At 73.2% G+C, this 14,547-nt stretch carries 13 protein-coding genes; 6 read left to right on the plus strand and 7 right to left on the minus strand.

Translation table 11 applies throughout. From position 1 onward, the window contains the following. Positions 1-56 precede the first annotated feature (56 nt). The gene (locus tag ABZ865_RS34885; RefSeq protein ID WP_361239444.1) at positions 57-1,553 is read right to left on the minus strand and encodes a hypothetical protein; all 1,497 of its coding nucleotides are present in this window, start codon (positions 1,551-1,553) and stop codon (positions 57-59) included. Between the two features lie 325 nt (positions 1,554-1,878). Here ABZ865_RS34885 and ABZ865_RS34890 point away from each other — a divergent pair, with 325 nt between their 5' ends. Then, complete coding sequence (locus tag ABZ865_RS34890; RefSeq protein ID WP_361239446.1) at positions 1,879-2,667, plus strand: putative protein N(5)-glutamine methyltransferase; 789 nt, start codon at positions 1,879-1,881, stop codon at positions 2,665-2,667. 66 nt (positions 2,668-2,733) lie between these two features. Here ABZ865_RS34890 and ABZ865_RS34895 read toward each other — a convergent pair whose 3' ends face one another. Beyond that, complete coding sequence (locus ABZ865_RS34895; protein WP_361239448.1) at positions 2,734-4,812, minus strand: SpoIIE family protein phosphatase; 2,079 nt, start codon at positions 4,810-4,812, stop codon at positions 2,734-2,736. A gap of 346 nt (positions 4,813-5,158) precedes the next feature. On the opposite strand from ABZ865_RS34895, the gene ABZ865_RS34900 reads away from it, so the two are divergent. From ABZ865_RS34900 to ABZ865_RS34915, 4 genes are all read left to right on the plus strand, one after another. Beyond that, complete coding sequence (locus tag ABZ865_RS34900) at positions 5,159-6,040, plus strand: hypothetical protein (RefSeq protein ID WP_361239450.1); 882 nt, start codon at positions 5,159-5,161, stop codon at positions 6,038-6,040. A gap of 150 nt (positions 6,041-6,190) precedes the next feature. Beyond that, on the plus strand, positions 6,191-6,565 hold the full coding sequence (locus ABZ865_RS34905) for a hypothetical protein (RefSeq protein WP_361239452.1): 375 nt from the start codon (positions 6,191-6,193) through the stop codon (positions 6,563-6,565). Positions 6,566-6,730: 165 nt separating this feature from the next. Next, entirely contained in the window at positions 6,731-8,746 is a 2,016-nt protein-coding gene (locus tag ABZ865_RS34910; RefSeq protein WP_361239454.1) for an NADPH-dependent 2,4-dienoyl-CoA reductase, read from the plus strand. A gap of 31 nt (positions 8,747-8,777) precedes the next feature. Continuing rightward, a complete protein-coding gene (locus ABZ865_RS34915; RefSeq protein WP_361239456.1) occupies positions 8,778-9,365 on the plus strand; it encodes a PadR family transcriptional regulator in 588 nt (195 codons plus the stop codon). Between the two features lie 86 nt (positions 9,366-9,451). Here ABZ865_RS34915 and ABZ865_RS34920 read toward each other — a convergent pair whose 3' ends face one another. Next, complete coding sequence (locus ABZ865_RS34920) at positions 9,452-10,000, minus strand: hypothetical protein (protein WP_361239458.1); 549 nt, start codon at positions 9,998-10,000, stop codon at positions 9,452-9,454. 217 nt (positions 10,001-10,217) lie between these two features. Then, entirely contained in the window at positions 10,218-11,195 is a 978-nt protein-coding gene (locus tag ABZ865_RS34925) for a fibronectin type III domain-containing protein (protein ID WP_361239460.1), read from the minus strand. Positions 11,196-11,589: 394 nt separating this feature from the next. On the opposite strand from ABZ865_RS34925, the gene ABZ865_RS34930 reads away from it, so the two are divergent. Next, on the plus strand, positions 11,590-12,288 hold the full coding sequence (locus tag ABZ865_RS34930) for a glycoside hydrolase family 75 protein (protein ID WP_361239462.1): 699 nt from the start codon (positions 11,590-11,592) through the stop codon (positions 12,286-12,288). A gap of 66 nt (positions 12,289-12,354) precedes the next feature. On the opposite strand, the gene ABZ865_RS34935 is transcribed toward ABZ865_RS34930, so the two are convergent. Genes ABZ865_RS34935 through dhaK form a run of 3 tightly spaced genes read right to left on the minus strand, consistent with a single transcriptional unit; the run spans position 12,355 to position 14,411 of the window. Continuing rightward, entirely contained in the window at positions 12,355-12,765 is a 411-nt protein-coding gene (locus ABZ865_RS34935) for a PTS fructose transporter subunit IIA (RefSeq protein WP_361239464.1), read from the minus strand. Between the two features lies 1 nt (position 12,766). Continuing rightward, positions 12,767-13,369, minus strand: coding sequence for a dihydroxyacetone kinase subunit DhaL (dhaL, locus tag ABZ865_RS34940; RefSeq protein WP_361239466.1), 603 nt, complete (start codon positions 13,367-13,369; stop codon positions 12,767-12,769). A 46-nt stretch (positions 13,370-13,415) separates the two neighbouring features. Then, on the minus strand, positions 13,416-14,411 hold the full coding sequence (gene dhaK, locus ABZ865_RS34945) for a dihydroxyacetone kinase subunit DhaK (RefSeq protein ID WP_361239468.1): 996 nt from the start codon (positions 14,409-14,411) through the stop codon (positions 13,416-13,418). Positions 14,412-14,547: the final 136 nt, after the last annotated feature.

Raw genomic sequence — 14,547 nt, forward strand, 5'->3', positions numbered from 1 at the left:
AGAGGGCACAGAGGACGAAGACGTGGAATCGGGAGGGGAGCAGCGCGGAGGCGCGATCAGTAGAAGGTCCGGTAGGAGGGCGGGCGGCGGCGGACCCGGGTCCGGTGGCGCTCCGGGCCGGCCGGGCCCCGGGTGCGTCCGGTCAGCCCCGCCCGGTAGAGCCCGTACGCGATCCGTCGTTCGGCGGCCGCTTCGAGCTCGTCCCGCAAGGGGCCGTCCCGCAGCAGCGCCTCCGGGCCGAGCAGCTCCTCGACCACGGCCAGCGCACCCGCGATGTCTCCGTGGTCCAGGCGTTCCCGGACGCCGTCGAGGCAGTCCGGACGCCGGTGCGCGGCGTCGATGGCCTGCAGGCAGGGAAGTGGCGGTCCGCCGAGCGCGGCCAGCAGTTCCTCGCGGCGGATCTCGTCCGGGCTGTGGTCCAGCGGGGCCAGCACCCCGTCGGCCAGGCCGATCCGGTGCCGGGCGCCCCGGCACTCCACGAGACGCGGTCCTCCCGCCGCGCCGGCGGGCAGGGGTGTGTCGGCGGGCCGGTACCCAGGCACCAGCGCGGAGGCGACCAGCGGGTGCAGCCGGTCGGGCGGGAGCAGCCCCGCGCGGAGCAGCTCCAGGTCGGGAAGGACCCAGGTCGCGGCGTCGGGCAGCACGGGCAGTGCGGCGAGGCCGTCTTCCGGAGGGGCGACGGCGGCCCTCGGCATGACGGGTCCGGCGCGGCCCGCGCCCTCGCCGGCTTCCGGGACCTCCAGGACCAGCCGATGCCCGGCCCCGCACCGCACCACGAACGCCCCCGACGCCCGCCCCTCCGCGCGCAGCAGGATCCGGGCCTCCTCCGCCCACCGGCCCACGGCACAGGCCCGCTCGGTCGCGAGGTTCGCGAGGTCCGGGAGGTCCGCGAGCGGGGCCGGCACCGGGGGACCCGCGTCGGGCGGCTGGTCGGCGCCGGACCGTACCCGCAGCTCAGCGGCCCTGCGCGCGTCCCACAGATGCCGGTGCAGGTCGAGCCGGAACCGTCGGCTGGGCCGGGGATGCGGATGCCCCGCCCCGCTGCCGGCCGCGGGGCCGGCCCGGGGATGCGGATGCCCCGCCCCGCTGCCGGCCGCGGGGCCGGCCCGGCCCCCGGAGGGCGCACCGGAGCCGTCCCACAGCGCGAGGCCGATCCGCTGACCGGCGTCCGCCCAGGCCGGCGGCGTACGGGCCACCAGGTGCACCGGGGCCGGCCCGGCGCGTCCCGGGACGTCGTACCGCGCCAGGGTGAGGGTCAGCCCAGGGCGCAGCAGCCCGTCGGGCGCGATCCTCGGCATGTGCCAGCGCAGCAGGTCGGGAGCGAGGTGACGGAGGTCCGCGCGGATCCGGGCCGCGAGGTCACGGCCATGGACGCGGGCGACGGAACGCAGATCGAGGTCGATGTCGACACCGGCGGCGGCACAGGCCCCCGCCCAGTCCCCGGCACGGCGGCGGACGGTCGCGGTCTCGATCACGGACGGCGGCACGGCGAACTCGCGCACGCGCAGCCACTGGGAGAGTCGGGAATCCCCGTACGCGGTCTGAGTGAGCATCAGCACTCACCTTGCGCGGACGGGACCCCCAATCTGGCAGCAGAGTGAGTGGTCATCGCCGCGATCGTAACGGGCCCCTGCCGCGGTGCGCCAGGAAGTTTCGAACTCGGCTCCGACGACGGCGGATCGGGGTGCTGGGGTATGGTGGCGGTCCGGCCGCGGACGGTTCGCGGCCACAGACTGCCGAGGAGGTGAGACCCATTACCGCTGTGTCAGCTCGGGTGCTCGCTCCTCGTCACCGTCATGTGTGACAGCGCGGACCACCGGTACCGGTGACCGCGAGCGTGCCCTTCGGCCTCAGGTCTCCGAAAGGCTCTCGGCTTCCATGACCTCTGCTTTGCCCGTTCTTTCCCCCACCGCCGTCGTCTCCGCGCTGCGTGCCGCCGGGTGCGTCTTCGCCGAGGACGAGGCGGAGTTGCTCCTCGCCACCGCCCGCACCCCTCGCGAACTGGCCGCGATGGTCGACCGGCGTGCCGCCGGACTCCCGCTCGAACACGTCCTCGGCTGGGCCGAGTTCCACGGACTGCGCATCGCCGTGGAGCCGGGAGTCTTCGTGCCCCGCCGTCGTACCGAGTTCCTGGTCGACCGGGCGCTGGAGCAGGCGCCGGACGCGCGGGTCGTCGTCGACCTGTGCTGCGGCTCCGGCGCGCTCGGCGCCGCGCTGGCCGCCCGGCTCGGCGCCGTCGAGGTGCACGGCGCCGACATCGATCCCGCCGCCGTGCGCTGCGCCCGCCGCAACCTCGCCCCGTTCGGCGGCCACACCCACACGGGCGACCTCTACGACGCCCTGCCCTCCGGTCTGCGGGGCCGCGTCGGCATCCTGACGGCCAACGTGCCCTACGTGCCGTCCGCCGAGGTGCCCCTGCTCCCGGCGGAGGCCCGCGACCACGAGCCGGCCGTCGCCCTCGACGGCGGCGCGGACGGCCTCGACGTGCTGCGCCGGGTGGCCGCCGGGGCGCCCGAGTGGCTCGCACCCGGCGGCTGCCTCCTGTCCGAGACCGGCGAACACCAGGCACCGGCCGCCGTCGAGGCCTTCGAGCGCGCCGGCCTGACCGCACGGCTCGCCGAGTCGGAGGAGTGGCAGGCCCATGTGGTGATGGGCATACGGGAGTGACCGGCGGCCCGGCTACGGCAGCCGCCGAGCCTGGGCCGAGCCCTACGGGAGTGACCGGCCGCCCCGCTACGGCAGCTTCTGAGCCCGGGCGATGAGCAGCGCCACGTCGTCGTGGTTGTCGGGATGGTGCAGCGTGCGCAGGAGCAGGTCGCAGACCTCCTCCAGGGGGCGGGCCGGGTCGTCGAGCAGGGCCAGCAGGGCGTCCAGACGTTCGTCCAGCGAGTGACAACGGGTCTCGACCAGCCCGTCCGTGTAGAAGACCAGCACGTCGCCGGGGTCGAAGTCGACGGTGACGGTGGAGAACTCGACACCGCCGACACCCAGCGGCACCCCGGTGGGCAGTTCCAGCAGCTCCGGCGGCCGGCCGGGGCGGAGCCGGGCCGGGGGCAGGTGCCCGGCGTTGGCGATCCGGCACTGGCGCAGATGCGGGTCGTGGACGGCGTACACACAGGTGGCGATGGAGTGGTCCAGGGCCGAGGTGGTCTTGTCCAGGTGCTCCAGCAGCAGCGCCGGGTCGAGATCCAGCGCGGCCAGCGTGGTGGTGGCGGTGCGCAGCCGGCCCATGGTGGCGGCCGCGGTGATCCCGCTGCCCATCACGTCGCCGACCACCAGCGCGGTCTTGCCGCCCTCCAGCGGGATGACGTCGAACCAGTCGCCGCCGACCTCGCTCGTGGCGCCCGCGGGCTGGTAGCGGGAGGCCACCTCCAGGCCGGTCGTGACCGGCGGATGGCTGGGCAGCAGGCTGCGCTGGAGGGTGAGCGCGGTGTTGCGGGCGTTCTGGTACCAGCGGGCGTTGTCGATCTGCACGGCCGCGCGCGCCGCCAGCTCCTTGGCCAGCAGGACGTCGTCCTCGTCGAAGGGGACGGGGTTGCGGGTGCGCTTGAGGTCCAGGGCGCCGAGCACCTCGCCGCGGGCGATCAGCGGGACGGCCAGGTAGGAGTGCAGGCCCGCCCGGCCGAGCAGCATGGCCGCCTCGGGGTCGCGGGCGATCCGCGGCAGGTCGTCGGCCTTCACCTGGGGCACCAGCACGGCCTCGCCCGTGCGGACGCACTCGGTGACCAGGAGGTCGGGCGCGTACCGGGCGATCCGGCCGGGCGGGTCGGCGGCCCGCAGGGCGTCCGAGTCGGTCTCGCCGCGCAGCGCCAGGGCCTGGATCACCGCGGGCTCCGACGGCCCGAGCGTGCTGGGCCGGCCCTCCACGACCGCCTCCAGCAGGTCCACGGCGGCCACGTCGGCCAGCTCCGGCACGGCCACCTCGGCCAGTTCGAACGCGGTGCGCTCCAGCTCGAGGGTCGTACCGATCCGGGCGGACGCGTCGGCGATGACGGCGAGCCGTCGCCGCGCGGCCTCCGCCTCCACGGAGGCCCGGTGCTGCTCGGTGATGTCGACCAGGGACAGGGCCACGCCGAGGACGTTCTCCATCGCGTCGTCGAGGCGGTACAGCGACAGCGACCAGGTGTGGTCCTCGTCCGGATCGGCCGGGGTACGGCCCACGACGGTGTCGTCGATCAGCGGGTCGCCGGTGTCCAGGACCCGGCGGGCCGCGCTCTCCAGGGCGTCGAGGGCCAGTTGCGGCAGCACCTCGCGCAGCGTGCGCCCCACGTGCCGCTCGGCCGTGACCCCGTTGATCTTCTCCAGCGCGGGGTTCACCGAGACGAAGCGCAGCTCGGTGTCGAGGACGGCGAGTCCGATGGGCGACTGCTTCACCATCCGCTCGGACAGCGCCACGTCCTGCTCCAGCCGGCGGACCGTCGACTGGTCGGCGGCCAGGCCCAGCGCGTACACGTCGCCCCGGTCGTCGAGCAGCCGCATGTTGCGGAACTCCACCAGCCGGGTGCTGCCGTCCTTGTGACGGATCGGGAAGCCGCCGGCCCAGCTCTCGCCGGTGCGCATCACATCGGCGAAGAGCTTGCCGACGAGGTGGAGGTGCCGCTCGTGCACCATCAACCGGGCCGCGTACTGGCCGAGCGCCTCCCGCGCGGTGTAGCCGAACAGCTCCTCCGCCTGGGGGCTCCACAGGACGATCCGGCCGTCGGTGTCCAGGACCACCGACGCCACGCCCAGGACGTCCAGCAGACCGCCGGGCCGCACCGGCCCGCGCGCGGGCTCGCCGCTCTCCGTCACCGGAGCCTCGGCTGCACTCATGCCACGCACCGCCTTCGCCCGTCCGCACGGCACGTCGTCCCCCGTGCCGACTCCCCTTGTTCTATCGCGCTCACACCCGACTCTCCGACGCCGTCGTCGTCCATCTCCACCATCTCTCAACACAGGGGCGGGCGTGTGCCGAAGTCACCACGTCGGTGGCGGGCGGGGTACGGCGGTCGTCCCGGGGCCGTGCGGTGCCGTCCGGCCGGAGAGCCCGGCAGGGCCGGTCCCGGGGCGCCCGTGAGAGTTCACGCCCATGTTGCTCGCTTGGTCTGTACATGACCAGCCGACACGGCCAGACTGTCCGCCGACCGAGTGTCCCCACCCCCCTCTTCGAGGAGTCGGCATGCCCGCGCTCGCCCGGCAACGTTGTCACACAGTCCTCGCCGGACTCGTCACCCTGGCCACCGCCGCCGTCGTGTCTCTCGGCGCCTCCGCCCCCGCCTCCGCCGCGGAGACCTGGAGCGAGACCGGGTCCGACCGTGCCGAGCCGCTGACCGAGAGTCAAGGTCTGACCTCCGTGGAGATCCCGGCGAACAGCCCCAACCACTACACCGGCATCGGCACCATCCCGTTCGGCGTCTCCAGCCGCGGCTGGAACCACGTCGGCGACCCCGACGCCTCGTACAACGGCTACTACATCGAGCCCTACCAGCGGGACTCCGGCAACTCCAAGATGTTCCGGGTGCAGGCGCCCGGCGGCGCCTGGTCGGAGTACGTGCACACGCTGAGCGCCGGCGAGGCCCTGAACAACTCCTGGGACGCGATCTCGCCCGACGGCCAGTGGATGCTCGCCGGCGAGTGGGGCACGATGAACCGCCTGCTGGTCTTCCCGACCCCGGGCGTCAACCCCGCCACCTCCCCCTCGGCGAACCTCCCGCAGGCCTCCACGGTCAACCTCGACCACGCCGTGCGCGACATCCAGGGCTGCGACTTCTCCGGTCCGACCACGCTCCTGTGCTCCTCCGACGACCCGGACGGCTCCCTGTTCGGGGTGACCAAGCCGCTGCTCCGGATCGACCTGTCGGCGGCCCCGAACGGCACGGCGGACGTCTCCGGGCATGTCACGGCCCTGCGGCAGCTGCCCTTGCGCAGCTCCTGCTCGGGCACCTTCGAGACGGAGGGCATCGACTACGACCGCCGGTCCGGCATCCTGCGCGTGATCGTCATGTCGCCGGGGTTCTGCGTGCTCACGGACAGCAAGACGTACAAGTTCTCCCGAGGGTGACCTGACGTACTCCCCGGCGGCCGCCGGAGGCGACGCACCCGTTCTCCCGCCGCTGGGGTGTGCTCGTCGGCCGGTGGTGCTTTGCTGGGGTTGGACGCGGTTCGGCGGGGTACCCCGTTCCACCGCAGCGGGGCCACGAAAGGAGCGATCATGAAGCAGACGGAGCGGTCGCACCCGGAAACCGTCTCGGTGGAGATCAGCGGATGCTCCAAGGAGGACGCCCGTGTCGTCTTCGACGTGCTGAGCGCGTGCTTCGCGTCGGACCGCGGCAAGGACGAGGTCCCGAAGCAGCTCCACGAGACCCGCCCGATGGTGTGGCTCGGTACGTACGACGTCGCGCAGGCCCGCAGGGAGAGCTGCCCGCCGGTGCACCTCAGCTCGTCCGTCCTCGCCGACATCCAGGGCGGCTACTGGGCCGTCGACCGGTTCCGGCACACCCTGGACTCGATGTTCACCGTCCACGAGACCTGCACGGCCTCCGGCGACCAGGAGCGCGACCTGCATTTGCGCCTGGAAAGCCGCTGACCCGGGCCCGCACCCGAGGGCGCCCCGGTCGGCTGTTCCCCGGCCGGGGCGCCCTCGTGCGCCGCGCAGTGGCCGGACTCACCCTCCCGCGTTTATGCAACTAGTTGCACAACGCCGGGCCCGTCCTCTACAACAAGAGGGACGACACCGCGCACGGAGGGCCCGATGAGCCGTTACCCGCACCTGATGTCCCCGCTCGACCTGGGATTCACCACGCTGCCCAACCGCGTGCTCATGGGCTCCATGCACGTGGGCCTGGAGGAGGCCGAGCGAGGCTTCGAGCGGATGGCCGCGTTCTACGCCGCCCGCGCGCGCGGGGGAGTGGGGCTCATCGTCACCGGCGGCATCGCGCCCAACGACGAGGGACGGCCGTACGAGGGCGGCGCCAAGCTCACCACCGACGCGGAGGCCGAGCGGCACCGGGTCGTCACCGACGCCGTGCACCGCGAGGGCGGCCGCATCGCGATGCAGATCCTGCACTTCGGGCGGTACGCCTACCACCAGGACCTCGTCGCACCGAGCGCCCTGCAGGCCCCGATCAGCCCGTTCGTGCCGCGCGAACTCAGCGACGCCGACGTCGAGCGGACCATCGACGACTACGCCCGCGCCGCCCGCCTCGCCCGGCAGGCCGACTACGACGGCGTCGAGATCATGGGCTCCGAGGGCTACCTCATCAACGAGTTCATCGCTCTCCAGACGAACCGCCGCGAGGACCGCTGGGGCGGCTCGTACGAGAACCGGATGCGCTTCCCCGTCGAGATCGTCAAGCGCGTGCGCGAGGCCGTCGGCGAGGACTTCATCATCGTCTACCGGCTGTCCATGCTGGACCTGGTCCCGGGCGGCTCCTCCCTGGAGGAGGTCGTCACCCTCGCCAAGGCCGTCGAGGCCGCCGGCGCGACGATCATCAACACGGGCATCGGCTGGCACGAGGCCCGCATCCCCACCATCGCCACCTCCGTCCCGCGCGGCGCCTACACCTGGGTCACCAAGAAGCTCATGGGCGCGGTGAACGTGCCGCTGGTGACCACCAACCGCATCAACACCCCCGAGGTCGCCGAGGAGTTGCTCGCGAACGGCCACGCCGACATGGTCTCCATGGCGCGTCCGATGCTCGCGGACCCCGACTTCGTCGCCAAGGCCGCCGCCGGCAAGCCCGAGGCCATCAACACCTGCATCGGCTGCAACCAGGCCTGTCTGGACCACACCTTCAGCGGCCAGATCACCTCCTGCCTGGTCAACCCGCGCGCCTGCCACGAGACCGAGCTGGTGCTCTCCCCGACCCGGCTGCGCAAGACCGTCGCCGTCGTCGGCGCCGGCCCGGCGGGCCTCGCCTGCGCGGTCTCCGCCGCCGAACGCGGCCACCAGGTCACCCTGTTCGACGCCGCGAGCGAGATCGGCGGCCAGCTGAACGTGGCCCGCAAGGTCCCGGGCAAGCAGGAGTTCGACGAGACGCTGCGCTACTTCCGCCACCAGCTCGACGAGCAGGGCGTGGACGTCCGCCTCGACACCTGGGTCACCGCCGCGGACCTGGCCGACTTCGACGAGGTCGTCGTCGCCACCGGCGTCACCCCGCGCACACCCGACATCCCCGGCGTCGACCACCCGCGCGTCCTCGGCTACCTCGACGTCCTGCGCGACGGCGCCCCGGTGGGCGACCGCGTGGCCGTCCTCGGCGCCGGCGGCATCGGCTTCGACGTCGCCGAGTTCCTCACCGACGGCGGTGACAAGGCGAGCGAGGACCCGGAGACGTACTTCCGCAACTGGGGCGTCGACATGGACTACGCGGCACCGGGCGGCCTCGCGGCCCCGCGGCGGCCGGCCCCGCCGCGCTCGGTCCACCTGCTCCAGCGCAAGACGACCAAGGTCGGCGCCGGACTCGGCAAGACCACCGGCTGGATCCACCGCACCGAGCTGAAGCACCGCGGCGTGACCATGGTCCCGGGCGTGCGCTACGACCGCATCGACGACGCCGGACTGCACATTACCGTCGGCGACGAGAGCACGGTCCTGGAGGTCGACACGGTCGTGCTGTGCACCGGGCAGGAGCCGCGCCGCGACCTGTACGACGAGCTGATCGCCGCCGGACGCGGTGCGCACCTCATCGGCGGCGCCGACGTCGCGGCCGAGCTGGACGCCAAGCGTGCCATCAAGCAGGGCACCGAGCTGGCGGCGACGTTGTAGGGGCGGTACGGCCGATCCCTAGGATGAGCCCATGTCCCTGCCGCACGCCATCCTCACCGCCCTGCTGGAGAAGCCGTCGTCGGGGCTGGAACTGACCCGTCGGTTCGACAAGTCGATCGGATACTTCTGGTCCGCGACGCACCAGCAGATCTATCGCGAGCTGGGGAAACTGGAGACCGAGGGCTTCATCCGCACCCTGCCGGCCGAGCAGCCGGCCCGCGGGCAGAAGAAGAGCTACGAGGTTCTGCCCGCGGGCCGCGCCGAACTGGCCCGCTGGACCGCCGCCGCCCAGGACCCCAGGCCGCTGCGGGACGTCCTGCTGCTGCGCCTGCGCGCAGCGGCGGTGGTCGGCACGGCGGGCCTGGAGGACGACCTGCGCCGCCATCTGGAGCTGCACCGGCGGCAGTTGGCCGAGTACCAGGACATCGAGCAGCGCGACTTCCCGCCGGACCGGAACACCCCGGAGGACCGGCTGCGCCACCTGGTCCTGCGGGCCGGCATCGACCTGGAGACCTTCTGGACCCAGTGGCTCACGCACGCCCTGGAGGAGTTCGCCGAACTGCCCGGCGAGGCGCCGGGACAGGACGGTCCGGAACCGACGGACGGCACACCCGACTGAGGGCCCCGCCCGCTCGGAAGGACGTACGGCTTTCAGCGCCCGTACGTCCTTCCGCGCCTGTACGTCCTTCCGCGCCTGTACGGCTGTCAGAACCGGTACGGCTTCGAGCGGCGGCGCAGGAACCAGGCCGTGGCGATGACGCCCGAGCCCACCAGGGCCCCGCCGACCGCCAGGGTGATCGGGCCGTAGTCACGGGCGGCGCCGCCCAGACCGCCCGCGACGCCGCGCGACGGTGCCGCCTTCGACGTCGACGAGATCGTCGGCACGGAGGGCGCGGCGGGCGAGGACACGATCACGGACTGGGTGCCCGCGGTGACGCCGTTGGAGCAGACCACCACCACCGTGTACGTCCCGGGGCTCACGCCCGACCAGGCCGCGGACTGGCTGATCGTCGTGCCCGAGAGGGCGACCTGCCGGCCCTGGGCGAAGTTCGCCTGGCCCTTGGCGAGCAACGAGGCGGTGCCCCAGCTGCCGTTGTTCTGGGTGCAGGAGCTGGTGACCACGGAGACCGTGGAACCGGTGGTGCTCACGGAGATTCCCGAGACCGCGGCGGACGGCCCGGCGATTGAGACCGGGAGCGCGGCGGCAGCAGCCAGGGTCAGACCGGAGCGGAGCAGAATTCGTGAGTTGCGCATTGGCTGGCCTCCGGCGGCACGGTTGGCGGTACGTCCCATGCGCCGCCGAGGTCGGGAAACGTCCGTGCTGCCTTCATGGGAAGCCAACGCGGCCTCGTACCGGCCCGCACCCGTAGCGCGTCCGCTCAGGTGACGGTTGCTCCGTCCGGGGCCGGTTCCGCCGCCCCGTGCAAGGCGACACGCCCGACGGCGCCGGCGCCGACACCGGCACCGGTCGTCAGCCCTCCGTGCCCGCGGTCACCGTCCGCTCCGCCGAGAACCCGCCCCAGGTGCCGTCGGGCAGCCGTGCCCGCAGCCGCACCCGGTGCCCGGATCCCGCCTCGCGCCCGAGGTAGAAGCTGTAGCGGGCCCGGCCGCGTGGCGGCTCGCCGCCCCACACCAGGGAGGTGGCGGTCCGGCCGTCGAGCTGGATCTGGTACTCGGTGATCACTCCGTCCACGTCCGGCGGATCCCAGGACAGGTCCGCGTAGTAGGCGCCCGCGGACCGGTGCGTGGTGGCGGTGAAGCCGGTCGGCGCGGTGTCGCGGCCGTCGTCGGAGCCGGGTGTGGTGAGGCGGACCGGCACGCTCGCGGGCGAGAGGTTGTCGGCCGCGTCCCGGGCGCGGACGGTGAAGACGTAGCGGGTGCCGGCACGCAGCCCGGTGACCACGGTCGCCGTCTGGCTCCCGCCCACGCTGTGGATCTTCGCCCCGCCCTGGTAGACGTCGTACGACACCACGCCCCGGTCGTCCCGGGAGGCGGACCAGGACAGCTGGACCGCCCGGCTGCCCACCGTCCGCCCGGCCGGTCTCGACGGGCGGGTCGGTGCCGAGCGGTCGGCCGCCGTCCTGGGAGGCGTCCTCGCTCGCACCGCGCGGCTCGGCGGGCCGAGACGGCCGTCGGTGTCCCGGGCCCGCACGGTGAAGACATACACAGTGGACGGCCTGAGCCTGGTGACGTCCACCATGTGCTGCGAGCCCGGCACTTCGGTGACTTTCGTGGGGCCGCGATAGACCTCGTAGCTGCGGATACCGGGTCCGTCCGGTACGTCGTTCCACATCACGTGCACGCTCGTGGCGCTCCCGGCCGCCGCGGTGACGCCCGTCGGGGCGCCGGGCGCCCGGCCCTCGTCGTCGGCCGCGCCGCTCCAGCCGCAGGACGCGACCAGCACCAGGACTGCGCAGGCCGGCAGGGGCCGGAGGGCAACACGTCGCACGGCTCTGCCTCCCAGGGGACGGCATCACGGCAATGGTCCGGACCAATATGGCGCGGTTGGTGCGGCCGGGGCAAGGGGGCCGTGTTGGTGACCGTGCGGGGGAGTTACGTATGCTGGGGTCTCCCTATGGCTGAACTGCCTGAGAAAGCAGGGGAGTTCATGCCTGTGGCGCGGAAACGCTGTCGTCGCCGAACCCGCGCCGACGCGGGTGGCCGGGGGGTCTGAGCCGACAGCGACTCAGACCCCCGGCCCCTGTTGTCTTCTCACGGCGCGTCAGGGCGATACGAGAAGCCAGGCGATGCTCCATCCGGCCCCATACGGCCCGCCGTCCGTGCGCACCCGCACCAGATTGTGCAGGGTGTCCGGAATGTTCCTATTGAGAGGATTTCCGACAGTGCGTGTCCAGCCGTTGACGCTGGCCGCGGCCGGTGCCGCCCTGCTTGCCCCGACGACACTCCCCGCTGCCGCCGTCCCACCGCAGGAGCGGCTCGTGGCTCATCGGGAGGGCGGCGTGAGCGCCGCCGACCTGCTGGCCCGGGTGCGTGCGTGCGACCGGGTCTCCCGGGGCCGGTACCGCACCGACGACGGCGCGGCGGCCACCGTCGCCGTCTGCGGCACCCGCGACGTGGTGTTCTGGAAGGCCGACCTGGACATCGACTGCGACGGCCGGCCCACCGCCCGCTGCAACCGCCGCTCCGACCCGTTCTTCTCCGCCGCCACCGCCTTCCAGCAGTCCGACGGGCGCTATCTGAACGCCGAGACGCTGCCCTACATCGTGGTTCCGGCCCCGAGCGGTATCTGGAACCACCGGGCGCAGGGCGTCCGGGGCGGGTCCGTGGCCGCCGTGATCTACCGGAACCGGGTGCAGTACGCGGTCGTCGGCGACACCGGCCCCCGCGACCTCATCGGCGAGGCCTCCTACGCCACCGCCCGCGGTCTCGGCATCCACCCCGACCCGCGCGGCGGCGGCGCGCCCTCCGGCGTCACATACATCGTCTTCAAGAACGCGCGCATCCACCCCATCGAGAACCACAAGTCGGCGACGACCACGGGCGAACGCCTGGCCCGCCAGTTCATCGGACAGGCCGGCTGACGAACGGCATTTGCTGCGACGGCTCCGGGGCGGCAGTCAGCACGGCGGGCCCCGCCCCGGCCGGCCTCACACCTTCCGGTAGCTGTACGCCTCCGCTGCCGCTGCCTCCACCGCGTCCAGGTCGGCGCCGGTGGCCGCCGTGACGACCGCGGCCACCGCGCCCTCGACGAACGGCGCGTCCACCAGGCGGGCGCCGTCGGGGAGTTCGTCGCCCTCGGCGAGCAACGCCTTGACGGTGAGGACCGCGCTGCCGAGGTCCGTGAGGACGGCGACGCCGACGCCGCGGTCCACGGAAGCGGCCGCGGCGGAGATCAGCTCGGCGCTGGTGCCGAGCCCGCCGCCCTCGGTGCCGCCCGCCGCGGCGACGGGCACCGACGTGGCCCCGCCGGCCAGCCCCTTCGCCAGCTCGGCGACCGAGGTCGCCACCTCCGCGCTGTGCGACACCAGCACGATCCCGACCAGTTTCTCGTCACTCATCTCAGGCTCCCGCCGCCGCTTCTTCGAGCCCGGCGATCAGCAGGGCCGAGGACGTCGCCCCCGGGTCCTGGTGGCCGATGCTGCGCTCACCGAGATAGCTGGCCCGGCCCTTGCGCGCCTGGAGCGGGGTGGTGGCCACCGCGCCCTCCTCGGCCGCCGACCGCGCCGCGGCGAAGCCGTCACCGAGCGCGTCCATGGCCGGGACCAGCGCGTCGACCATGGTCTTGTCGCCGGGCGCCGCGCCACCGAGCTGCATCACCCCGTCCACGCCCGCCCGCAGCGCCTCGGCCAGCTGTGCCTCGCTGACCTCGCCGGCGTCCCCGAGCGCCTTGCCGGCCCGGCGCAGCAGGGTGCCGTAGAGCGGCCCGGACGCGCCGCCGACCGTGGAGATGAGCTGGCGCCCGGCCAGGGTCAGCACCGCACCCGGGGTGTCCGGCGCCTCCTTCTCCAAGGTGGCCAGGACGGCCGTGAACCCGCGCTGCATGTTGCTGCCGTGGTCGGCGTCACCGATGGCCGAGTCGAGGGCGGTGAGCCGTTCCGCCTCCCGGCCGACGGCAGCGGCCGTGACCGTCATCCAGCGGCGGAAGAAATCGGCGTCGAGCACTGGATCTCCTTGCGTCGTAGGGAACTTGACCGCTGCGTCCGCCGTCTCACATGCCCCAGCGCAGCGCCGGGGTCTTCACCGGCGCGTCCCACAGCCGCAGCAGCTCCTCGTCGACCTGGCACAGGGTCACCGACGCGCCCGCCATGTCGAGGGAGGTGACGTAGTTGCCGACGAGCGTGCGGGCCACGGCCACGCCCCGCTCCTCCAGCACCCGCTGCACCTCGGCGTTGAAGCCGTACAGCTCCAGCAGCGGGGTGCTGCCCATGCCGTTGACCAGCACGAGCACGGGGTTGCGCGGGGTCATGTCGTCGAGGATGGCGTTCACCGCGAAGTCGGCGATCTCCCCGGAGGTCATCATGGCCCTGCGCTCCCGGCCCGGCTCGCCGTGGATGCCAATGCCCAACTCCAGTTCCCCGGCGGGCAGATCGAAGGTCGGGGAGCCCTTGGCCGGGGTGGTCACGGCGCTGAGCGCGACGCCGAAGCTGCGGGAGTTCTCGTTCACCTGGCGCCCGATGGACTCCACCCGCTCCAGCGGCTGTCCCTCGGCCGCCGCGGCGCCCGCGATCTTCTCCACGAACAGGGTCGCCCCGGTGCCGCGCCGGCCGGCCGTGTACAGGCTGTCGGTCACCGCCACGTCATCGTTGACCAGCACCTTCGCGACCTGGATGCCCTCGTCCTCGGCGAGTTCGGCCGCCATGTCGAAGTTGAGCACGTCACCGGTGTAGTTCTTCACGATGAACAGCACACCGGACCCGCCGTCGACCGCGGCCGCGGCCCGCGCCATCTGGTCGGGCACCGGCGAGGTGAACACCTCTCCGGGACAGGCCGCCGAGAGCATGCCCGGACCGACGAACCCGCCGTGCAGCGGCTCGTGCCCCGACCCGCCACCCGAGACGAGCGCCACCTGACCGGCCACGGGAGCGTCCCGGCGCATGATCACCCGGTGCTCCACATCGACGGTCAGATCCCGTGGATACGCGGCCGCCATGCCCCGCAGCGCATCCGCCACCACGGTCTCCGGGACGTTGATCAGCATCCTCATCTGTCTCTCCTGGAAGCCTGGAGGGCAGGCCGTCGACCTGCGCCTTCGCTGGTCACATTAGGTGAGGTCGGGTTTTCGGGTGACTCGTCGTCAGGTAGGGGCGGTCGGACCGGTCCGTGCTGCCCGGGATCGTGCC

The organism is Streptomyces sp. NPDC047085 (assembly GCF_040643735.1).
GTDB lineage: Bacteria > Actinomycetota > Actinomycetes > Streptomycetales > Streptomycetaceae > Streptomyces.

What these genes read in the sequence shown, in the direction of transcription:
- ABZ865_RS34885 (WP_361239444.1), bottom strand. Translation starts at nt 1,553, where the DNA reads ATGCTCACTCAGACCGCGTACGGGGATTCCCGACTCTCCCAGTGGCTG.
- ABZ865_RS34890 (WP_361239446.1), top strand. Translation starts at nt 1,879, where the DNA reads ATGACCTCTGCTTTGCCCGTTCTTTCCCCCACCGCCGTCGTCTCCGCG.
- ABZ865_RS34895 (WP_361239448.1), bottom strand. Translation starts at nt 4,812, where the DNA reads ATGAGTGCAGCCGAGGCTCCGGTGACGGAGAGCGGCGAGCCCGCGCGC.
- ABZ865_RS34900 (WP_361239450.1), top strand. Translation starts at nt 5,159, where the DNA reads ATGCCCGCGCTCGCCCGGCAACGTTGTCACACAGTCCTCGCCGGACTC.
- ABZ865_RS34905 (WP_361239452.1), top strand. Translation starts at nt 6,191, where the DNA reads ATGAAGCAGACGGAGCGGTCGCACCCGGAAACCGTCTCGGTGGAGATC.
- ABZ865_RS34910 (WP_361239454.1), top strand. Translation starts at nt 6,731, where the DNA reads ATGAGCCGTTACCCGCACCTGATGTCCCCGCTCGACCTGGGATTCACC.
- ABZ865_RS34915 (WP_361239456.1), top strand. Translation starts at nt 8,778, where the DNA reads ATGTCCCTGCCGCACGCCATCCTCACCGCCCTGCTGGAGAAGCCGTCG.
- ABZ865_RS34920 (WP_361239458.1), bottom strand. Translation starts at nt 10,000, where the DNA reads ATGCGCAACTCACGAATTCTGCTCCGCTCCGGTCTGACCCTGGCTGCT.
- ABZ865_RS34935 (WP_361239464.1), bottom strand. Translation starts at nt 12,765, where the DNA reads ATGAGTGACGAGAAACTGGTCGGGATCGTGCTGGTGTCGCACAGCGCG.
- dhaK (WP_361239468.1), bottom strand. Translation starts at nt 14,411, where the DNA reads ATGAGGATGCTGATCAACGTCCCGGAGACCGTGGTGGCGGATGCGCTG.